The sequence below is a fragment of the Ruegeria sp. AK4 genome, from assembly GCF_056541025.1.
In genome coordinates this window covers 1-15,153 of sequence record NZ_JBQFXS010000003.1, presented here as the reverse complement: position 1 = coordinate 15,153, position 15,153 = coordinate 1, and the positions used below count along the sequence as shown (strand labels likewise).

The 15,153-nt window shown below is 60.6% G+C and carries 18 protein-coding genes; 8 read left to right on the top strand and 10 right to left on the bottom strand.

The features are described from left to right. Nucleotides 1-37: 37 nt before the first annotated feature. Nucleotides 38-1,534 (bottom strand): PAS-domain containing protein, encoded by a 1,497-nt coding sequence (locus ACR0EZ_RS06450; protein WP_480611829.1) that lies wholly within the window; start codon nt 1,532-1,534, stop codon nt 38-40. A 67-nt stretch (nt 1,535-1,601) separates the two neighbouring features. Next, the gene (regB, locus tag ACR0EZ_RS06445) at nt 1,602-2,999 is read right to left on the bottom strand and encodes a sensor histidine kinase RegB (protein ID WP_480611828.1); all 1,398 of its coding nucleotides are present in this window, start codon (nt 2,997-2,999) and stop codon (nt 1,602-1,604) included. Nucleotides 3,000-3,090: 91 nt separating this feature from the next. Here regB and ACR0EZ_RS06440 point away from each other — a divergent pair, with 91 nt between their 5' ends. Then, entirely contained in the window at nt 3,091-3,708 is a 618-nt protein-coding gene (locus ACR0EZ_RS06440) for an SCO family protein (RefSeq protein ID WP_480611827.1), read from the top strand. Nucleotides 3,709-3,793: 85 nt separating this feature from the next. Beyond that, on the top strand, nt 3,794-4,348 hold the full coding sequence (locus ACR0EZ_RS06435) for an ActR/PrrA/RegA family redox response regulator transcription factor (protein ID WP_050604676.1): 555 nt from the start codon (nt 3,794-3,796) through the stop codon (nt 4,346-4,348). Between the two features lie 89 nt (nt 4,349-4,437). Here the strand turns inward: ACR0EZ_RS06435 and ACR0EZ_RS06430 are convergent, their stop codons facing one another. Together ACR0EZ_RS06430 and ACR0EZ_RS06425 are read right to left on the bottom strand one after the other, a co-directional pair. Next, nucleotides 4,438-4,980: a hypothetical protein gene (locus tag ACR0EZ_RS06430; RefSeq protein ID WP_480611826.1), complete on the bottom strand. Its 543-nt coding sequence runs from the start codon at nt 4,978-4,980 to the stop codon at nt 4,438-4,440. Between the two features lie 79 nt (nt 4,981-5,059). Then, a complete protein-coding gene (locus ACR0EZ_RS06425; protein WP_480611825.1) occupies nt 5,060-5,653 on the bottom strand; it encodes an HD domain-containing protein in 594 nt (197 codons plus the stop codon). A gap of 208 nt (nt 5,654-5,861) precedes the next feature. On the opposite strand from ACR0EZ_RS06425, the gene ACR0EZ_RS06420 reads away from it, so the two are divergent. From ACR0EZ_RS06420 to ACR0EZ_RS06410, 3 genes are all read left to right on the top strand, one after another. Further along, entirely contained in the window at nt 5,862-6,176 is a 315-nt protein-coding gene (locus ACR0EZ_RS06420; RefSeq protein ID WP_480611824.1) for a hypothetical protein, read from the top strand. A gap of 104 nt (nt 6,177-6,280) precedes the next feature. Further along, nucleotides 6,281-7,669, top strand: a complete 1,389-nt coding sequence (ahcY, locus tag ACR0EZ_RS06415) for an adenosylhomocysteinase (protein ID WP_480612389.1) — start codon at nt 6,281-6,283, stop codon at nt 7,667-7,669. 13 nt (nt 7,670-7,682) lie between these two features. After that, nucleotides 7,683-8,429 carry an extensin-like domain-containing protein gene (locus ACR0EZ_RS06410; RefSeq protein WP_480611823.1) on the top strand — a complete coding sequence of 249 codons (747 nt, stop codon included), beginning with the start codon at nt 7,683-7,685 and terminating at the stop codon, nt 8,427-8,429. A gap of 7 nt (nt 8,430-8,436) precedes the next feature. On the opposite strand, the gene ACR0EZ_RS06405 is transcribed toward ACR0EZ_RS06410, so the two are convergent. Continuing rightward, nucleotides 8,437-9,084, bottom strand: a complete 648-nt coding sequence (locus ACR0EZ_RS06405) for a DUF899 family protein (protein ID WP_480611822.1) — start codon at nt 9,082-9,084, stop codon at nt 8,437-8,439. Nucleotides 9,085-9,298: 214 nt separating this feature from the next. On the opposite strand from ACR0EZ_RS06405, the gene ACR0EZ_RS06400 reads away from it, so the two are divergent. Then, nucleotides 9,299-9,640, top strand: coding sequence for a DUF2853 family protein (locus ACR0EZ_RS06400; protein WP_480611821.1), 342 nt, complete (start codon nt 9,299-9,301; stop codon nt 9,638-9,640). Nucleotides 9,641-9,854: 214 nt separating this feature from the next. Here the strand turns inward: ACR0EZ_RS06400 and ACR0EZ_RS06395 are convergent, their stop codons facing one another. The 5 genes from ACR0EZ_RS06395 to tsaD all read right to left on the bottom strand — a co-directional run bounded on the left by ACR0EZ_RS06395 (nt 9,855) and on the right by tsaD (nt 14,050). Continuing rightward, complete coding sequence (locus tag ACR0EZ_RS06395) at nt 9,855-11,138, bottom strand: hypothetical protein (RefSeq protein ID WP_480611820.1); 1,284 nt, start codon at nt 11,136-11,138, stop codon at nt 9,855-9,857. Nucleotides 11,139-11,303: 165 nt separating this feature from the next. Then, a complete protein-coding gene (locus tag ACR0EZ_RS06390) occupies nt 11,304-11,726 on the bottom strand; it encodes an EVE domain-containing protein (protein ID WP_480611819.1) in 423 nt (140 codons plus the stop codon). After that, entirely contained in the window at nt 11,726-11,995 is a 270-nt protein-coding gene (locus tag ACR0EZ_RS06385) for a YciI family protein (RefSeq protein WP_480611818.1), read from the bottom strand. Before ACR0EZ_RS06385 ends, ACR0EZ_RS06390 begins: the two co-directional genes overlap by 1 nt. Nucleotide 11,996: 1 nt before the next feature. Then, complete coding sequence (locus ACR0EZ_RS06380) at nt 11,997-12,956, bottom strand: NAD(P)H-dependent glycerol-3-phosphate dehydrogenase (protein ID WP_480611817.1); 960 nt, start codon at nt 12,954-12,956, stop codon at nt 11,997-11,999. Then, entirely contained in the window at nt 12,953-14,050 is a 1,098-nt protein-coding gene (gene tsaD / locus ACR0EZ_RS06375; RefSeq protein WP_480612387.1) for a tRNA (adenosine(37)-N6)-threonylcarbamoyltransferase complex transferase subunit TsaD, read from the bottom strand. The genes ACR0EZ_RS06380 and tsaD overlap by 4 nt, the downstream gene beginning before the upstream one ends. Nucleotides 14,051-14,146: 96 nt before the next feature. Here tsaD and ACR0EZ_RS06370 point away from each other — a divergent pair, with 96 nt between their 5' ends. Next, nucleotides 14,147-14,860 carry a uroporphyrinogen-III synthase gene (locus ACR0EZ_RS06370; RefSeq protein ID WP_480611816.1) on the top strand — a complete coding sequence of 238 codons (714 nt, stop codon included), beginning with the start codon at nt 14,147-14,149 and terminating at the stop codon, nt 14,858-14,860. 54 nt (nt 14,861-14,914) lie between these two features. Then, nucleotides 14,915-15,153: hypothetical protein (locus ACR0EZ_RS06365; protein WP_480611815.1), on the top strand; the 239-nt coding region annotated here is incomplete at its 3' end.

The following is a 15,153-nucleotide window of genomic DNA, read 5'->3' as shown; positions in this document are numbered from 1 at the left end:
CCACAATGTACCCGCGCCTGACCGGCTGCAACCCGGTTCAGGCCGGGACCTGTTGGATCCCGGTTTTTTCGTCGACGGAAAACCGCACGATTGTTGCGCCGTTCTGCATCGGTGTCACCGTGCAGTCCAGCGTCTGCCCGCTGCGCATGCGGATTTCGGCAGACCATTCCGCGCGGTCTTCGCGCATTTCCACGAAATCCCGAATCTCACCCAGAATGGGGGTGGCGACGCAGTGGTCCTGCCATTTCCGTGTCACATCGATCACCGAGTCCATCGCGAACCCGGTTTCATCCGTGTCCCCCCAGAGCTGCTGATAGGCATAGTTGGTCAGCGCCAGCGAGCCATCGTCCGAAAATACGGCAATCGCGTCTGCCAGCTTGTCGAGGATGGATTGCATCAGATCCATCTCGGACCGGAACCGGCGGGTCAGGGTGATCTCGGCGGTGATATCCTCGAACAGAAAGGCCACGGCCCCGTCCGGGTGCGGCCTGCCGCTGACCGAATAGACCGAGCCCGAGGGCAGGGACCATGTTTCCTGATAATTGCCGTCTTCCGCCGCTTCCAGCAGGTCGTTCATCTGATTGCGCCAGCTTCGGTAATTCTTGGGCTCGGGCATCATGTTCTGATCGCGCAACCGGTCGAAAAAGCCCGACAGGCTGGGACGGCAGCTTAGGAAGTCGGGGGGCAGGCTGGTCAGGTCGATCAGGGCCGGGTTGAACAGCGCCAACTGGCGGTTGCGGTCGAAAATGGCCAAGCCGATCGAGAGCTGCGCAAAGGTCTTGGTCATGGTCTGGACAAATTTGCGCTGCGCCGTCTCGGCCTCGACAATGGCGTTGATATCGACGGCGTAGAACAGGCGACCGCCCTGATGATGAACCTGTGTCAGATCGAACCAGAGCTTTTGAGGGCTGCCCGCAACCTGGGCCGCGACGCGGGTTTTTTCGCTGAGCCGCGCGTCGTCGCGGATATCGGGAAACAGCGGGTCCGTCAGATCGGCGTCCTGACCCCGCACTTTCCGGACCAAACCGACATAGGCCGCATTGCACCAGCGGACCTGAGCCTCATCATCCAGCAGCCAGACCGGATACGGGGCCCGGTCCATGGCCAGCCGGGTCGGGTCGTCGCTGTCGCGCCGGGTGTTGGCAGTGGGATTGGCCAGCGCGCATAGCCGCACGCGCACAACCCCGTCGATCCATTCGCACAGCACCTCACGCTCGACCGTGCAATCGATGGCCGAGACCAAAAGCCTGCCCTGATCGCGCACGGTTTCGGGGGTTTCGGGAAAGGCCGGGAAGTCGCGGCGCAGCAGACGCCGCAGATCATCCCAGTTGCCGACGGATTCAAACCCTTCCAGCGCGATGTCCGAATGGCTGATCAGCCGGTCGCGGTCAAACAGGAAAACCGCATCGTCAGATAAAGGTGCGGTCAGCAGACCAAAGCTTTCATCGCGCCGGTGCGGGCGCGGCATCAGCCACAGCACCGCAAGACCGCAGGACATCAGGCTGATCGTGGCCAGAATGATCCAGTCGGCCATAGAACCCTCCTAGCCTGTTTTCGACTGGACGGGACTATGACCTTCAATTGGTTAACGGCGTCTTAATTCAAATCCGGATCTGCTGATTGAGGCCGGAGGGTACCGGAGTGTCGCCCGTCTGAGCGTCGATCAGATTGCGCGGCCACGCGACCTTGACGATCGCGCCCTTGCGGTCGGGGTGGTCCGACAGTCTCTGATAAGGGTCGGCGCCGTTGGCAAAATCCAGTTCCGCCCCGCTGCGTTCCAGCAGCGTTTTGGCGATGAACAGACCCAGACCCATGCCTTCGTATTCCGGGCGGGTGGGCTGATCGGTCTCGGCCCGTCTGCGGCGCACGAACGGGTCGCCGATCCGCCCGATCAGATGCGGCGGATACCCGCGCCCGTCATCCATGATGGTGACGGTGATCCGCTCGAGCGTCCATTCCGCTTCGACCCAGACATTGGCGCGGGCGAAATCCACCGCGTTCTGGATCAGGTTGCGCAACCCGTGAATGATCTCGGGCTTGCGCAGGATCGAGGGTTGCTGCACATCACCGTCCTGTGCGGGGCCTTCGGCAAAATGGACCATCTTGCCCCGGTCGATATGAGGTTCAGCCGCTTCGTGAACAACCGTGGACAGGGGGGCTTGCCGCAGATGCAGGTCGTCTTTGCCGGCCCGCCCCATGTCGCGCAGGATATCGCGGCAACGGTCGGCCTGTTCGCGGATCAGGGCGGCATCCTCTTTCAGGTCGGGCCGGTCGTCCAGTTCCTCGATCAGTTCGGAACTGGTCAGCTTGATCGTCGCCAGCGGTGTGCCCAGCTCATGCGCGGCGGCGGCGACGACGCCACCCAGATCGGTCAGCTTCTGCTCGCGCGCCAGCGCCATATGAGTGGCCGAGAGCGCCTCGGACATCGATTGCACCTCGGAACTGACCCGGTGGGAATACGCGCCGATGAACACAATGGCGATGATGATCGCGGCCCAGTTTCCGAACAGCAGGATGTCGGGGATATCCAGCACAAGGCCCATATCGGTCCGCAGCGGCAGGTGAAACTCGGCCAGCAATGAGGTCACGATGATCGCGACACCGCCGATGATCAGGGTGGACCGGGTGCTCATGACATTGGCCGAGATTGTCACCGGCCCCAGCAGCAGCAAGGCGAAAGGGTTGTTCAGCCCGCCGGTCAGGTACAGAAGAATCGCAAGCTGCAGCAGGTCGAACAGCACCATCAGGAAGTTTTCGAACTCGGACAGGCGCTTGTTCTGGGGAAACAGCAGAATGGCGGTCAGGTTGCCCATGACAGAAACACCGATCACCAGATAGCACAGCACCAGTTCAAGCTGCACATGGTAATATTGCTGGGCCACGGTGATGGCGGTGAACTGGCCGATAATGGCCACCCATCGCAGCAGGATCAGGGTGCGTAACCGAATCCAGCTGCTGCGTCCCTGGCCGCGCCAAAAGCTCTGGTTGGAATCTGCCATCGGTCTATTATGTCCTGTTGCATCGGCTGTTCATCTTGATAGGTGTCCCGGTCGAAACGTTCAACAACCCCTTAAATTTGGGACCCGCGCCATGACCCGCCTTTACGCCATACTTGCAACCGTTGTTCTGGCCGTGGGTCTTGGGGTGATGTGGCTGCTGACGGGTCGTGGCGCGGACGACAAGTACGCGCAGTGCCGGACCGGCCAGATCGCCGGCGGCACGGCTGCCATCGGCGGGCCCTTCGAACTGGTGAACGGCGCGGGCGAGACCGTCACGGACAAGGATGTGATCACCGAACCAACGCTGGTTTACTTCGGCTACACCTTCTGCCCGGATGTCTGCCCCTTCGATATGTCGCGTAACGCCGAGGCCGTGGACATTCTGGCCGAACGCGGCCTGTCGGTCACGCCGCTGTTCATCTCGGTCGACCCGGATCGCGACACGCCCGAGGTGATCGGCGACTATGCCTTCAACCTGCACGAACGCATGATCGCGCTGACCGGCTCGCCCCAGCAGGTCGACGCCGCAAGCAAGGCCTACAAGACCTACTACAAGGCCCATGACAAAAGTGACGAGTACTATCTGGTGGATCACTCCACCTTCACCTATCTCGTCACGCCCGAGGATGGGTTTCTGGAATTCTTCAAGCGCGATGACACCGCCGAGCAGATGGCGGACAAGGTCGGTTGTTTTATTGAACAGATGTAACTTGACGGCCTGTTTGACGTTTGAAATGGCGCTGCTATTACTCATGTTCAAGCCAAAGGCATGAAATAGCGGAAAGACCCAACATATGGCAGACAGTTCCCAGCTTGATATCGGCCCTGACAAATCCCTGCTTCTGGTAGATGATGATGAGCCGTTTCTGAGACGTCTGGCCAAAGCCATGGAAAAGCGCGGGTTCGAGGTTGAAACCGCCGGTTCCGTCGCCGCAGGCCGCGCCATTTCCACCGCCCGCCCGCCTGCCTATGCCGTGGTGGACCTGCGGCTTGAGGATGGCAACGGTCTGGACGTGGTCGAAGTGCTGCGCGAAAAGCGCCCCGACAGCCGGGTCGTGGTGCTGACCGGATACGGCGCGATTGCCACCGCCGTCGCCGCTGTGAAGATCGGCGCGACGGATTACCTGTCAAAACCCGCCGACGCCACCGACATCACCAACGCGCTGCTGGCCAAGGGCGACGAGTTGCCCCCGCCGCCGGAAAACCCCATGAGCGCAGATCGCGTGCGCTGGGAGCATATCCAGCGGGTGTATGAGCTGTGCGACCGGAACGTCTCGGAAACCGCGCGGAGGCTGAACATGCACCGCCGGACGTTGCAGCGGATTTTGGCGAAGCGCAGCCCGCGGTAATGAGCGTTGAACGAGCAAAGATCTGAAGCAGGCTTCTGTTCAGAGGATATTCTTTTAGTCTGCAAAGCGGACCAAGCGGACATCTATCCTCAATGAATGTCGTTCTGGTTTGCGGGAACTCTTGGCACATCTATCGCCAAGGAACTGACCCATTTACATTCGTGGCCGATACGCGCAGCGATGATCCGGTCTTCAACATGACTTGCCTCCCAAACAGCAACGCATTCCAATTCAAGGCACTCGCTCAGAAGCGCTGGCCGTTCCCAGCCTTGCTCAGCAAAGTCTGAATGATAAAGCGAAAGAGCCCCGGAAATTTTGTCCTGCTTGAAACGGTAATCTTCGTTCATCACATCACTTCGAGGCTCAACCCGGCCAACTTTCAGCCAAAAACCTCTACTAATAACGTCACGATAGACAAAGGACTTGAACAATATCGGCAGGTGAATCAAATCTTCGATTGCCGGGCGTTCTGAGAAATATCCTTCAAAAACCGCGACGAAATACTCTTCCCCAAGTTGCCCATATGCCCAACAGTTTTCAGCTATTGGAATCTCAACTAACGCCCCAGCTTGCCAGCGCTGCCGTTTGGTAGCTTGGCCTCTTTGTGCTCGAAGAAAGTTATTCGTGTCCATGCTTCGTGCATCGCACGCTGAGTACCTATTCTCAATGTCAAAGAAAGGCTCACAGCCGCCACTAGATGAAGTTGGATTTCTATAGAAGTTTTATCAGCACCTCATGCCGCTCCATATACGCCCGCCGCACCTCAACCGGTGGGCGCAAAGTAATCCCTAACCCCTCCATCACCACCTTATCAGGGCGACCGAAGAACTTCGTGGCTTCGGCCTCGGAAAACCCCGCGATCTGCGTGGCTTCCATCCAGGCGCTGATCTTGTCGGCTTTCTTTATCTGCCGTTTAACCGTTTTCGGAATCTCCGCAGGCAGGCCGAACCTGATATGGATGGCCGCCGCCAGCCGGTCGTCCAGCGTGCCGTAATCCGGCCCGACGGCGGATTTGACCGGCGAAATCATATCTCCGATCACATATTCCGGCGCGTCATGTAACAAAGCCGCGAGCCGCCATTTGGCCGGGGCTTTTGGCGCGATCCGGCCAAAAAGTTCTTCGACCAGCAGGGAATGTTCTGCCACGGAATAGGCGAAATCGCCGCCCGTTTGCCCGTTCCAGCGCGCCACAAAGGCCAGTCCGTGGGCGATATCTTCGATCTCGATATCAACCGGCGTCGGGTCCAGCAGATCGAGCCTGCGGCCTGACAGCATTCTCTGCCACGCTCGGGGTTGTGTTGCCATTCTGCCATGCCTTGTGAAGTTGGACACATTTTAATCGTATTTTTAGTGCTATGATGTACCTGTCTGGGTCACTCGCTGCCAACGTTTTCTTGAGCATTCGTGCTTTGAATGCGCAGGCTGCGATCCCGACATAAAGGACTGAGGGGGGCGCATACTCCTCCCAGTGTGCCCTCCTCGAACCTGAACCACGGATCGAAAGGAGCATGCTATGTTCAAACGTCTCTTTGCAATCGCCATGACCTTCGGGATGGCCGCTACCGCCCCGCCCGCCTTTGCCCAGAATTGTGCAGAGCGCGAGCATGTGATCACAAAACTGAAAGACAGCTATTCCGAAGAGCTGGCATTCGGTGGTTTGCAGAAAACACGCGGCGCGCAGTCGGTCATGGAGGTCTGGACCTCGGAGGAAACGGGAAGTTACACCGTCCTTGTGACCCACGCGAACGGCATTAGTTGTATTGTCGCCGTTGGCACCGATTTTTTCCAAGCGATCCCGAAGATCAAGGTCGAGGGTACGCCCAGCTGATTTTGGCTGTGTAAACATCCGGTTTTCGGTCATTCACATTGCCACCTGCCCCAAGGAATGCTAGGGGCAGCCCGAACTGTGATTTGCCGTGAATGGAGCACCTGATGGCCGGGGACTATATCGTTAAAGACATTTCGCTGGCCGGGTTCGGCCGCAAGGAACTGGACATTGCCGAAACCGAAATGCCGGGTCTGATGGCCTTGCGTGCGGAATACGGCGAAAGCAAACCGTTGAGCGGCGCGCGCATTGTCGGCTCGCTTCACATGACCATCCAAACTGCTGTTCTGATCGAAACGCTGGTGGCGCTGGGCGCGGATGTGCGCTGGGCGTCGTGCAACATCTTCTCGACCCAGGATCACGCGGCGGCCGCGATTGCCGAGGCGGGCATTCCGGTCTTTGCCATCAAGGGTCAGACGCTGGAAGAGCATTGGGATTACCTGGACAAATCCTTCCTGTTTGCAGACGGCCCGAACATGATCCTGGACGATGGCGGCGATGCGACGCTGTACATCCTGCTGGGTGCACGGGCCGAAGCGGGTGAGGACATCATTCCAGTACCGGGTTCGGAAGAAGAAGAGGTGATCAAAAAGCAGATTGCCAAGCGCATGGCGGCATCGCCGGGCTGGTTCACCAAGATGCGCGACCAAATTCAGGGCGTGTCCGAGGAAACCACCACCGGTGTGAACCGCCTGTATCAGCTGGTCAAAGATGGCCACCTGCCGTTCCCGGCGATCAACGTGAACGACAGCGTCACCAAGTCGAAGTTCGACAACAAATACGGCTGCAAGGAATCGCTGGTCGATGGCATCCGCCGCGCCACCGACACCATGATGGCTGGTAAGGTTGCCGTGGTTTGCGGCTATGGCGACGTGGGCAAAGGCTCGGCTGCCAGCTTGCGCGGTGCGGGGGCCCGTGTGAAGGTCACCGAAGTTGACCCGATCTGCGCCCTGCAGGCGGCGATGGACGGGTTCGAAGTCACCTTGCTGGAGGACGAAGTTGCCAGCGCTGATATCTTCATTACCACCACCGGCAACAAGGACGTGATCCGCATCGAGCATATGCGCGAGATGAAGGACATGGCCATCGTCGGCAATATCGGCCATTTCGACAACGAAATTCAGGTGGCCAGCCTGAAGAACCACAAATGGACCAACATCAAGGAACAGGTGGATATGATCGAGATGCCTTCGGGCAACCGCATCATCCTGCTGTCCGAAGGTCGCCTGCTGAACCTCGGCAACGCCACCGGGCACCCCTCGTTCGTGATGTCGGCATCCTTCACCAACCAGGTTCTGGCACAGATCGAGCTGTTCACCAAGGGCGATCAGTACAACAACGAGGTCTACATCCTGCCCAAGCATCTGGACGAGAAAGTCGCCCGCCTGCATCTGGACCGGATCGGCGTGAAGCTGACCCAGATGGACAGCGAACAGGCGGCCTATATCGGCGTGAAGCCCGAAGGGCCGTATAAGCCGGAACATTACCGCTACTAAGCGCGGGTCGGGTATGACCAAAACGTCTGGACGCCGCCGGATTCTGCATCTGGCGGCGTCTTTCTTTTCGATCATTGTATTTCTATGTCTTATTGGGTCGGCTGGGTATCTGCTGCTGGCGCATCCCAAAACACCGGTGCCATCGCATTGGAACCCGCTGCGCGAGTTGAAAGTGACCGCACCCGTCACGCCAGTCACCCGGTTTCAGCTGAACCGGGCGCTGGCGGATGAGGCGCAGTGCCGGGCCACCTTGTCCGAGGCTGGTGTATCCTTCGCGGCGATGGAGGATCTGGTCGTGGATGAAAACTGCGGTATCACGGGCCGGGGTCTGCTGTCCGGGCTGGTGACTTCGCGTATAGAACCGGTCGAAACCAGCTGCACAACCACATTGCGGCTGGCCATGTGGGACCATCACGTGGTCCAGCCTGCGGCACAAAACCTGCTGGGCACGTCCGCCACCCGATTGCAGCATGTGGGCAGCTACAATTGCCGCCGGATGCGCTCGGCGCAGGGGCAGGACAACGGATGGAGCAGCCACGCCACGGCGGATGCGATTGACATCAAAGGGGTGCAATTCGCCGATGGGCGCAGCCTGACCCTGCTGTCTGATTGGGGTGCGGACGGGCCGGAAGGCGCGTTCCTGCGCCAGATCTGGCGCGGGGCTTGTGACTGGTTCCGCGTGGTTCTGGGGCCGGATTTCAACCGCTTGCATGCCGACCATTTTCACCTGCAAGGCCCCGGCTGGGGCTATTGCCGATAGGCCCGGCTTAGCGCAGGGACGGAAAAAAATCGCCGCGCCCGTTTGGGGTCAGGTCCAGAATGTTCCACAGCGGCCAGGCCGCATCCACATGGCGGGGGTGCCAGTCGCTGGGTTCAAAGAACAGCTCGGAGCTCCAGAAATGCCGGATACCGGCCTCGTCCTTCTGAAAGACGTTCAGAATGGGCAACTGGCTGCCATCCTCGCTCTCGGCCAGATAATCGCGCTGATACGTTGTGCCCAGCGCGGAATAGAGCGGCAGGTCCTGCCATCCCATCCGGGTTTTGAGCGCGCGCAGTTTTTCGGGCGTGTTTTGTGCCACCACGGATATGGCGATGGTCCGCGTAATATGCGCAACCTGCCCGTTCAGCCCGTCCAGAAAGGCGGAACACATGGGGCAGGGCTGGTCGGCATCCGGCCCGTACATCAGCGAATAGATGGCCAGCGTGTCATGCGACCCGAAGAGCGACGACAAGGGCGCGGCACCCCCGTCCGGATCCTGAAAGGCATAATCCTGCGGAACAGTCCCGCCCTGCGGCAATGTACGGCGCAGGGCAGCGACCTGTTCCACCTGCGCGCGCAGTTCGGCCTCGGCGGCCAACAATCGGTTGCGGGCGGTTCGATATTCGGGGCTTTCATTGGGCAAGGAAACGGGCATGGGACTCTCCTGACAGGGGTTTAACAATCAATTTAACACAAATGTTAAATAACAGAGCATCGAAAATCAACCACCATATCGGCGAGTCTCGGGTTTACGGGGAATGCGCGGAATTTTTCCCTTTGTTAAAAAATCCCCACTGATTACCCTGCCCAAACCTTTTTCAGGGATTTTGAGTGAACGCAGCCTGAACTGCTTGTAGGGAGAGACGTTAATGGGAAAACGCGACGAGCTGATCGCAAAATACGCCGATGATTTGAAGACCAAATGCGGCATGGACCCCGATATGGACTTGCTGACCAGTGTCACCATCGGATGTGGTCCGGCTATTTACGATGCGGATGCAGCGACGGTTGCCGCAAGCCAGGAAAGCGAACTGGAAACCGTCAAGAACAACTTCCTGATCAAAAAGCTGGGCCTGTCGGATGGCCCCGAGCTGATGGAAGGGATCAACAAAGCCATGGAAACCTATGGCATGTCCGAGCGGAACAAATACCGCGCGGTTGTCTATTACATGCTGACCAAGCATTTCGGCAAAGAGTCTGTTTACAGCTAAACCCGCTTTGAGGTGTTTGCGCCCGCCGGACCCTCGGCGGGCGATTTCAATTTGAAACAGAGTTTACGTATTTGGCGGTTGAAGCAAGCCGCAGGAGCGGCTAGCTTTTCCCCATGACCAGGACGGTCAGAACCAAGAGATTCCATCTGCGTGTGGTGAGTAGGGAGCACGCGGGGTAGGGAAGGTTCTGCACTGTCAGAGCCTTCCCAAATTCTTATCCGCCATCGTTCAGAAGCCGCGCTAGGAACCGGTCGAACCTTGTCTGTTTCTCGGGCGGCTTGCTTTGTACCGCGCCACCGCTGCCCGCCAGATAAACCTCAATATGTCCGGGGCGGGTTTTGCTGCCGGAGTTGGTGAAATCCCGGGAAATTCCGCCAAGCGCGGCTGCGGCCAGTTCGGCGTTCCTTGCATCGTCGGGATGATAGAACCGAACCTGGGTTTCTCTGACCCTAAAATTCACACGCGCCGTTGCGACCACTTCGGCCTGCTCTCCGGTCAGAACCGCCAGCGCCTTGTTGCTGGCGTCCTCGGACACTCTCGCCGGTACGAATAGGGACACTGCCAACGCTTCGATCTGTTCCTTGGGTATAAGCGGCTTTACCTCGGAAAAGGCCGGGCTGGGAGGTTTCATGCTGTCGCCGGGAAACGGGTCAAGCGCGGTCGGATCGGTTTGCGAGGTGCCGTTCGGGCCGGTTGGGAGGGCTGCCATTGAGACAGAGCTTTGCGGGGAAGGCGGCGGCAACCCAACAGTGTCCTGTGTTTGGGGCGCCGGTACAACACTGAAATATGCCGGAACACTAACTGTGGGCGGTTTGCGAGAATAGGCTGGCTCCGGAACGGTCCGGGCATTCGCCAATGCGACGATCTGGTCCGGCTGCGGCTCGGCGGGGGGTGGCGGGGTGGGAACCGTGTCAGAGGATGCAGACTGCGCCGTTGCGGGCGAGGGGTCCAAGGCCGCATCGGCCTCGGGCAAAAGGGCGGTGTCCTGCGTGCTGGCCAACGGCACATCCAACGGATCCGACGCCTCGGGGTCGGACAGCGAAGCTGACACGACAGCCAAAGGAACGGGCAAATCGTCAACGGGCGCCGCTTCAGATGCCTCTTGCCCCGCGTCCGCGACATCTTCGGCGGTGTTCCAGTTGCTCACGACCTTCGCACCCGCCCAGTGCAGGGCAGCGCCGCAGAACACAGCCGCCGCAAGGGCCGCATATCCGACCCGGATCGGCGCTTTCCGGACAGGTTCCTCTTTGGACTCCACCTCGGGCTCGGGACGCAGTTCTTCCGCGACGATCTTTTCAAGCGTGGTCTGTTCCGGCGATGGCGGAGATTGATCCCAGGCGGGGTCAGACACAGGTTTCCTGGGCGCGTGTCCATTGGCCCCGGCCAGAGCAGCGGCGCGTTGCTTCCGCGCCTCTTTCAGGCGCGCTTCCCAGTTTCTTGCATCTTGCGCAGCAACGGTATCTTCGAACGCCCCATTGCTGCCTGAAACATCAGACATGGGCTCGAACTTCGAAAAAGGACCAACTTGTACTCGGACAACGCCAACAGGTAGGTGTGCAGGTGCGAAATCCGCATCCGACATGCCCCCACATGGCGTAGCCGCAGGATTTATAACATTTTGATATTCATTTGAGAAGATTCGTGCCCGTCAGCACACGCCGCCTCAACCGGGGTCCGTCTGGCCCAGCCTGCAGATCAGCGCCCACTCGGCCTCGGTCACAGGTTGCACCGACAGGCGCGAGTTGCGGACCAGCACCATTTCGGCCAGCCGCTCATCCGCCTTGATCTGGTCCAGCGTTACAGGAGTCGTGAATGGACGCACCGCTTTGATGTCGACGCAGTCCCAGCGGTCGTCATCGGTGGTGCTGTCGGGATGCGCCTCGGCGCAGACCTCGACAATTCCGACAATCGCCTTGTCCTTTTGTGAGTGATAAAAGAACCCCCGGTCGCCCAGTTGCATCTGGCGCATGAAATTGCGCGCCTGATAGTTGCGCACGCCATCCCATTCTTCGCCCGCGTCACCCTTGGCCACCTGCTGATCCCAGCTCCAGGTCGAGGGTTCAGATTTGAACAACCAATACGCCATCAGCCGATCACCCGTTTCCAGGGGATCAACTCGACCGAAGCGAACAACCCGGCCAGCGCATAAGGATCGTTCGCGGCCCAGCCCTGCGCGGCGGCAAGGTCTTCGACGTCCAGAATGATCAGCGAGCCGATCATCGTCTCGCCATCCAGCAGTGGACCGGCCTGTGCAACGACGCCAGTTTCCTCGATATAGGCCAGATGAGCGGCGCGGTTGTCCAGCCGGGTTTGCAGGGCACCGTCCTTGTCACGGGCGATCAGGGCGATCAGCATCTTATTCCTCCTTGAGCGGGCGACCCAGCAGCGATTGAATCGCCTGAGCCACACTGTAGGCCCCATGGCTGAGTTCCGCCACTGTTGTAGAGATGGGCATGTCCAGACCTTCTGCTGCGGCGATCTCCGCCGTGGCGCGGGCGGTGGCGACGCCTTCGACCGTGGTGCTGGCGTCAAAGCTTTGCTGGCGGCCCAGCGACAGGCCATAGCGGTAGTTGCGCGACAGTTCCGACGAACAGGTCAGCACCAGATCGCCCAGGCCGGACAGCCCCATCAGGGTTTCTGGCTGCGCCCGGCGCAGGGCGGCAAAGCGCTGCATTTCGGCGAAACCCCGTGTGATCAGCGCCGCGCGGGCACTGTCGCCGAGGCCTGCGCCGATGCTGGCACCGCTGGCGATCGCCATCACGTTCTTCAACGCACCGCCCAGCTCCGCACCCGCGGTATCCGTGGTGCGGTAGAGGCGCAGATTTGCGGTCGTCAGTTCCGCTTGCAGGGCCTCGCCCAAATTCGAGTCAGCGCAGGCCAGGGTCAGCGCAGTTGGCAGGCCTCGGGCGATATCGTCGGCGAAACTGGGGCCGGTCAGCAAGGCGGGCTGCGCGTCCGGGATGGTCTGGGTGATGACGGCAACCGGACCCATGCCGGTGGAAAGCTCGATCCCCTTGCAGCAGGCGACCAGCGTTTTGCCCGCCAGTGTGTCGGCGTGCCGGGACAGGGCAGACCGCAATTGCTGCATCGGAACCGCCAGCAGCAGCTTGTCCGCCTGCGCGGCAAGGGCAATGTCGGCAGTGACGGAGATACCGGGCGGCAAAGCCACACCCGGCAGGCGCGGGTTTTCGCGCGTTGCGGCCATATGCGCTGCCTGATCCGCATCCCGCGCCCAAAGCGTGACCGGCCCGTTGCCCGCCAGAGAAATTGCCAAGGCAGTGCCAAATGCACCGGACCCCAGAACCGAAACGCTCATGCCTTGGCCCCCTTTTTGCCGCTGCCCAGCATTGCCGGGCTGGTCTGGTCCAGGGGCCAGCGGGGCCGGGCGGTCAGGTCCAGACCGTCCTGCGCGCCGGTGCGAAACCGCTCCATCCCGGCATAGGCGATCATGGCTGCGTTGTCGGTGCACAAGGCCAGAGGCGGGGCGGTGAACCGGGTGTTCGTTTCGTCACAAACAGACTCTAACGCATGGCGAATTGCGGTATTTGCCGCGACCCCTCCGGCCACGGCAATCACCGGTTCAGCCGGGTGTTCCTGCAGATAGAGCGCAATGGCGCGCCGAGATTTTTCGGCCAGCGTGTCGACCACGGCCTGCTGGAACCCGGCGCACAGATCGGCGCGGTCCTGCCGGGTAAGCCCGCCTTTTTCCGACACGATCTGATCGCGCATCCGCATCAGCGCGGTCTTGAGACCGGAAAAGGACAGATCGCAGCCGGGACGGTCCAGCAGAGGTCGCGGAAAGCGGAAGCGCTTGGCATCGCCGGAACGGGCCTCGGCCTCGACCGATGGGCCGCCGGGTTGCGGCAGACCCAGCAGGCGGGCGGTCTTGTCGAAAGCCTCGCCGGGGGCGTCGTCGATTGTGCCGCCCAGCCGGGTGAACTGCTCGGGGCCATGGGCGATCAGGTACTGGCAATGCCCGCCCGACACCAGCAGCATGAGGTAGGGGAACGCAATCCCGTCGGTCAGACGCGGGGTCAGGGCATGACCCGCAAGGTGGTTCACCCCGATCAGTGGCAGCCCGGTTGCGGCGCTTAACCCTTTGGCGCACATCACGCCGGACAGAACGCCGCCGATCAGCCCCGGTCCGGCGGTGACGGCGATGGCGTCCAGATCGGCAAGCGCCAGACCGGCGCCCTCCAGCGCCTGACCCACGCAGACATCCAGCTTTTCCGCATGCGCCCGCGCGGCGATTTCGGGAACCACGCCGCCAAAGGCGCTGTGCAATTCGGTCTGGCCATGCACGACCGAGGACAGGATGTCGGCCCGCGCGCCCTCGGTCTGGCGCACGATTGCGGCGGCTGTATCGTCACAGCTGCTTTCCAACCCCAACACGGTAAGTGTTTGCACCATCGGCCTGATCCGTTGCATCATCGCTGCCAAGCGGGGTATCACCCCGCGCAGACGCAAACAATACCAAGGCCGAGGCGCCGCCCGTTGTATTTGTTGATGACCCGTCCTCGCGCCGCCTCGGAGAGGTTTGTTGCGCAACTGCCGACCCGCACCCGGTCCCGGCTGACGGTGATACATTCCCCCTTGCTGGATATCCGGCCTTTGGACGTGCAGGTGTTGACCGACGGGATGCGGGGCCTGATCTTCACCTCGGCCAATGCGGTCAATGTGGCTGCGTCGCTGCAGGTTTCGCGCAGCCTGCCGGCCTATTGCGTGGGTCCGGCGACGACCGGCACCGCCAAGGGGGCCGGGTGGCAGGCGCAGATGGTCGGTGGAACAGCCGAGGAACTGGTGGCCGCGCTGCTGCAACTCAGACCCCCAAGCCCGCTGCTGCACCTGCGCGGTGAGCATGGCCGGGGCGAGGTTGCCGAACGGCTGACCGAAGCGGGGCTGACCACGATGGAACTGCCGGTCTATCAGCAGCGCCTGTTGCCGCTAACGGACGAGGCGGTCGAAGCGGCAACCGGAAATGCGCCGGTTCTGGCCCCGATATTTTCCCCCCGCACGGCGCGACAATTTGCCGATATCTGGACCGGTTCCGCGCCCCTGTGGCTGGCCGCAATCAGCCACGCAACGGCGGAACCCCTTAAAACCTTGCGGTATGAACGCCTGAGGATCGCCAAAGAGCCGACCCCGAAGAAAATGGGTAAAGCCGTCAAAAAGCTTGTGAAACACGCGATGCGGGTTGAGGGTGAGACAGGCGCGGATTAACCTAGCCGGGTCTGTAGTTCTGGTGATTTTAGAATCGATAAGGGGAATGTGGCGGTGGCTGGTAAGAAGAAATCCGATCAGGAACCGGTGGAAACCCCCGAAACCGATGAGGGTGCCGAAGATGTGACGAACGTCTCGGAACCTGATGTGGCAGAAACCGCTCTTGACCCGGCAGAGCCTGTAGACGAGGCACTTTCCGAAGCCGAAGCCGAAGCCGAAGCCGAAGCCGAAGCCGAAGCCGAAGCCGAAGCCGAAGCCGAAGCCGAAGCCGAAGCCGAAGCCGAAGCCGAAGC

What these genes read in the sequence shown, in the direction of transcription:
- ACR0EZ_RS06430 (WP_480611826.1), bottom strand. Translation starts at nt 4,980, where the DNA reads ATGGACACGAATAACTTTCTTCGAGCACAAAGAGGCCAAGCTACCAAA.
- ACR0EZ_RS06440 (WP_480611827.1), top strand. Translation starts at nt 3,091, where the DNA reads ATGACCCGCCTTTACGCCATACTTGCAACCGTTGTTCTGGCCGTGGGT.
- ACR0EZ_RS06420 (WP_480611824.1), top strand. Translation starts at nt 5,862, where the DNA reads ATGTTCAAACGTCTCTTTGCAATCGCCATGACCTTCGGGATGGCCGCT.
- ACR0EZ_RS06405 (WP_480611822.1), bottom strand. Translation starts at nt 9,084, where the DNA reads ATGCCCGTTTCCTTGCCCAATGAAAGCCCCGAATATCGAACCGCCCGC.
- ACR0EZ_RS06410 (WP_480611823.1), top strand. Translation starts at nt 7,683, where the DNA reads ATGACCAAAACGTCTGGACGCCGCCGGATTCTGCATCTGGCGGCGTCT.
- ACR0EZ_RS06425 (WP_480611825.1), bottom strand. Translation starts at nt 5,653, where the DNA reads ATGGCAACACAACCCCGAGCGTGGCAGAGAATGCTGTCAGGCCGCAGG.
- regB (WP_480611828.1), bottom strand. Translation starts at nt 2,999, where the DNA reads ATGGCAGATTCCAACCAGAGCTTTTGGCGCGGCCAGGGACGCAGCAGC.
- tsaD (WP_480612387.1), bottom strand. Translation starts at nt 14,050, where the DNA reads ATGGTGCAAACACTTACCGTGTTGGGGTTGGAAAGCAGCTGTGACGAT.
- ACR0EZ_RS06390 (WP_480611819.1), bottom strand. Translation starts at nt 11,726, where the DNA reads ATGGCGTATTGGTTGTTCAAATCTGAACCCTCGACCTGGAGCTGGGAT.
- ACR0EZ_RS06450 (WP_480611829.1), bottom strand. Translation starts at nt 1,534, where the DNA reads ATGGCCGACTGGATCATTCTGGCCACGATCAGCCTGATGTCCTGCGGT.
- ACR0EZ_RS06380 (WP_480611817.1), bottom strand. Translation starts at nt 12,956, where the DNA reads ATGAGCGTTTCGGTTCTGGGGTCCGGTGCATTTGGCACTGCCTTGGCA.
- ACR0EZ_RS06370 (WP_480611816.1), top strand. Translation starts at nt 14,147, where the DNA reads ATGACCCGTCCTCGCGCCGCCTCGGAGAGGTTTGTTGCGCAACTGCCG.
- ACR0EZ_RS06400 (WP_480611821.1), top strand. Translation starts at nt 9,299, where the DNA reads ATGGGAAAACGCGACGAGCTGATCGCAAAATACGCCGATGATTTGAAG.
- ahcY (WP_480612389.1), top strand. Translation starts at nt 6,281, where the DNA reads ATGGCCGGGGACTATATCGTTAAAGACATTTCGCTGGCCGGGTTCGGC.
- ACR0EZ_RS06395 (WP_480611820.1), bottom strand. Translation starts at nt 11,138, where the DNA reads ATGTCTGATGTTTCAGGCAGCAATGGGGCGTTCGAAGATACCGTTGCT.
- ACR0EZ_RS06385 (WP_480611818.1), bottom strand. Translation starts at nt 11,995, where the DNA reads ATGCTGATCGCCCTGATCGCCCGTGACAAGGACGGTGCCCTGCAAACC.
- ACR0EZ_RS06435 (WP_050604676.1), top strand. Translation starts at nt 3,794, where the DNA reads ATGGCAGACAGTTCCCAGCTTGATATCGGCCCTGACAAATCCCTGCTT.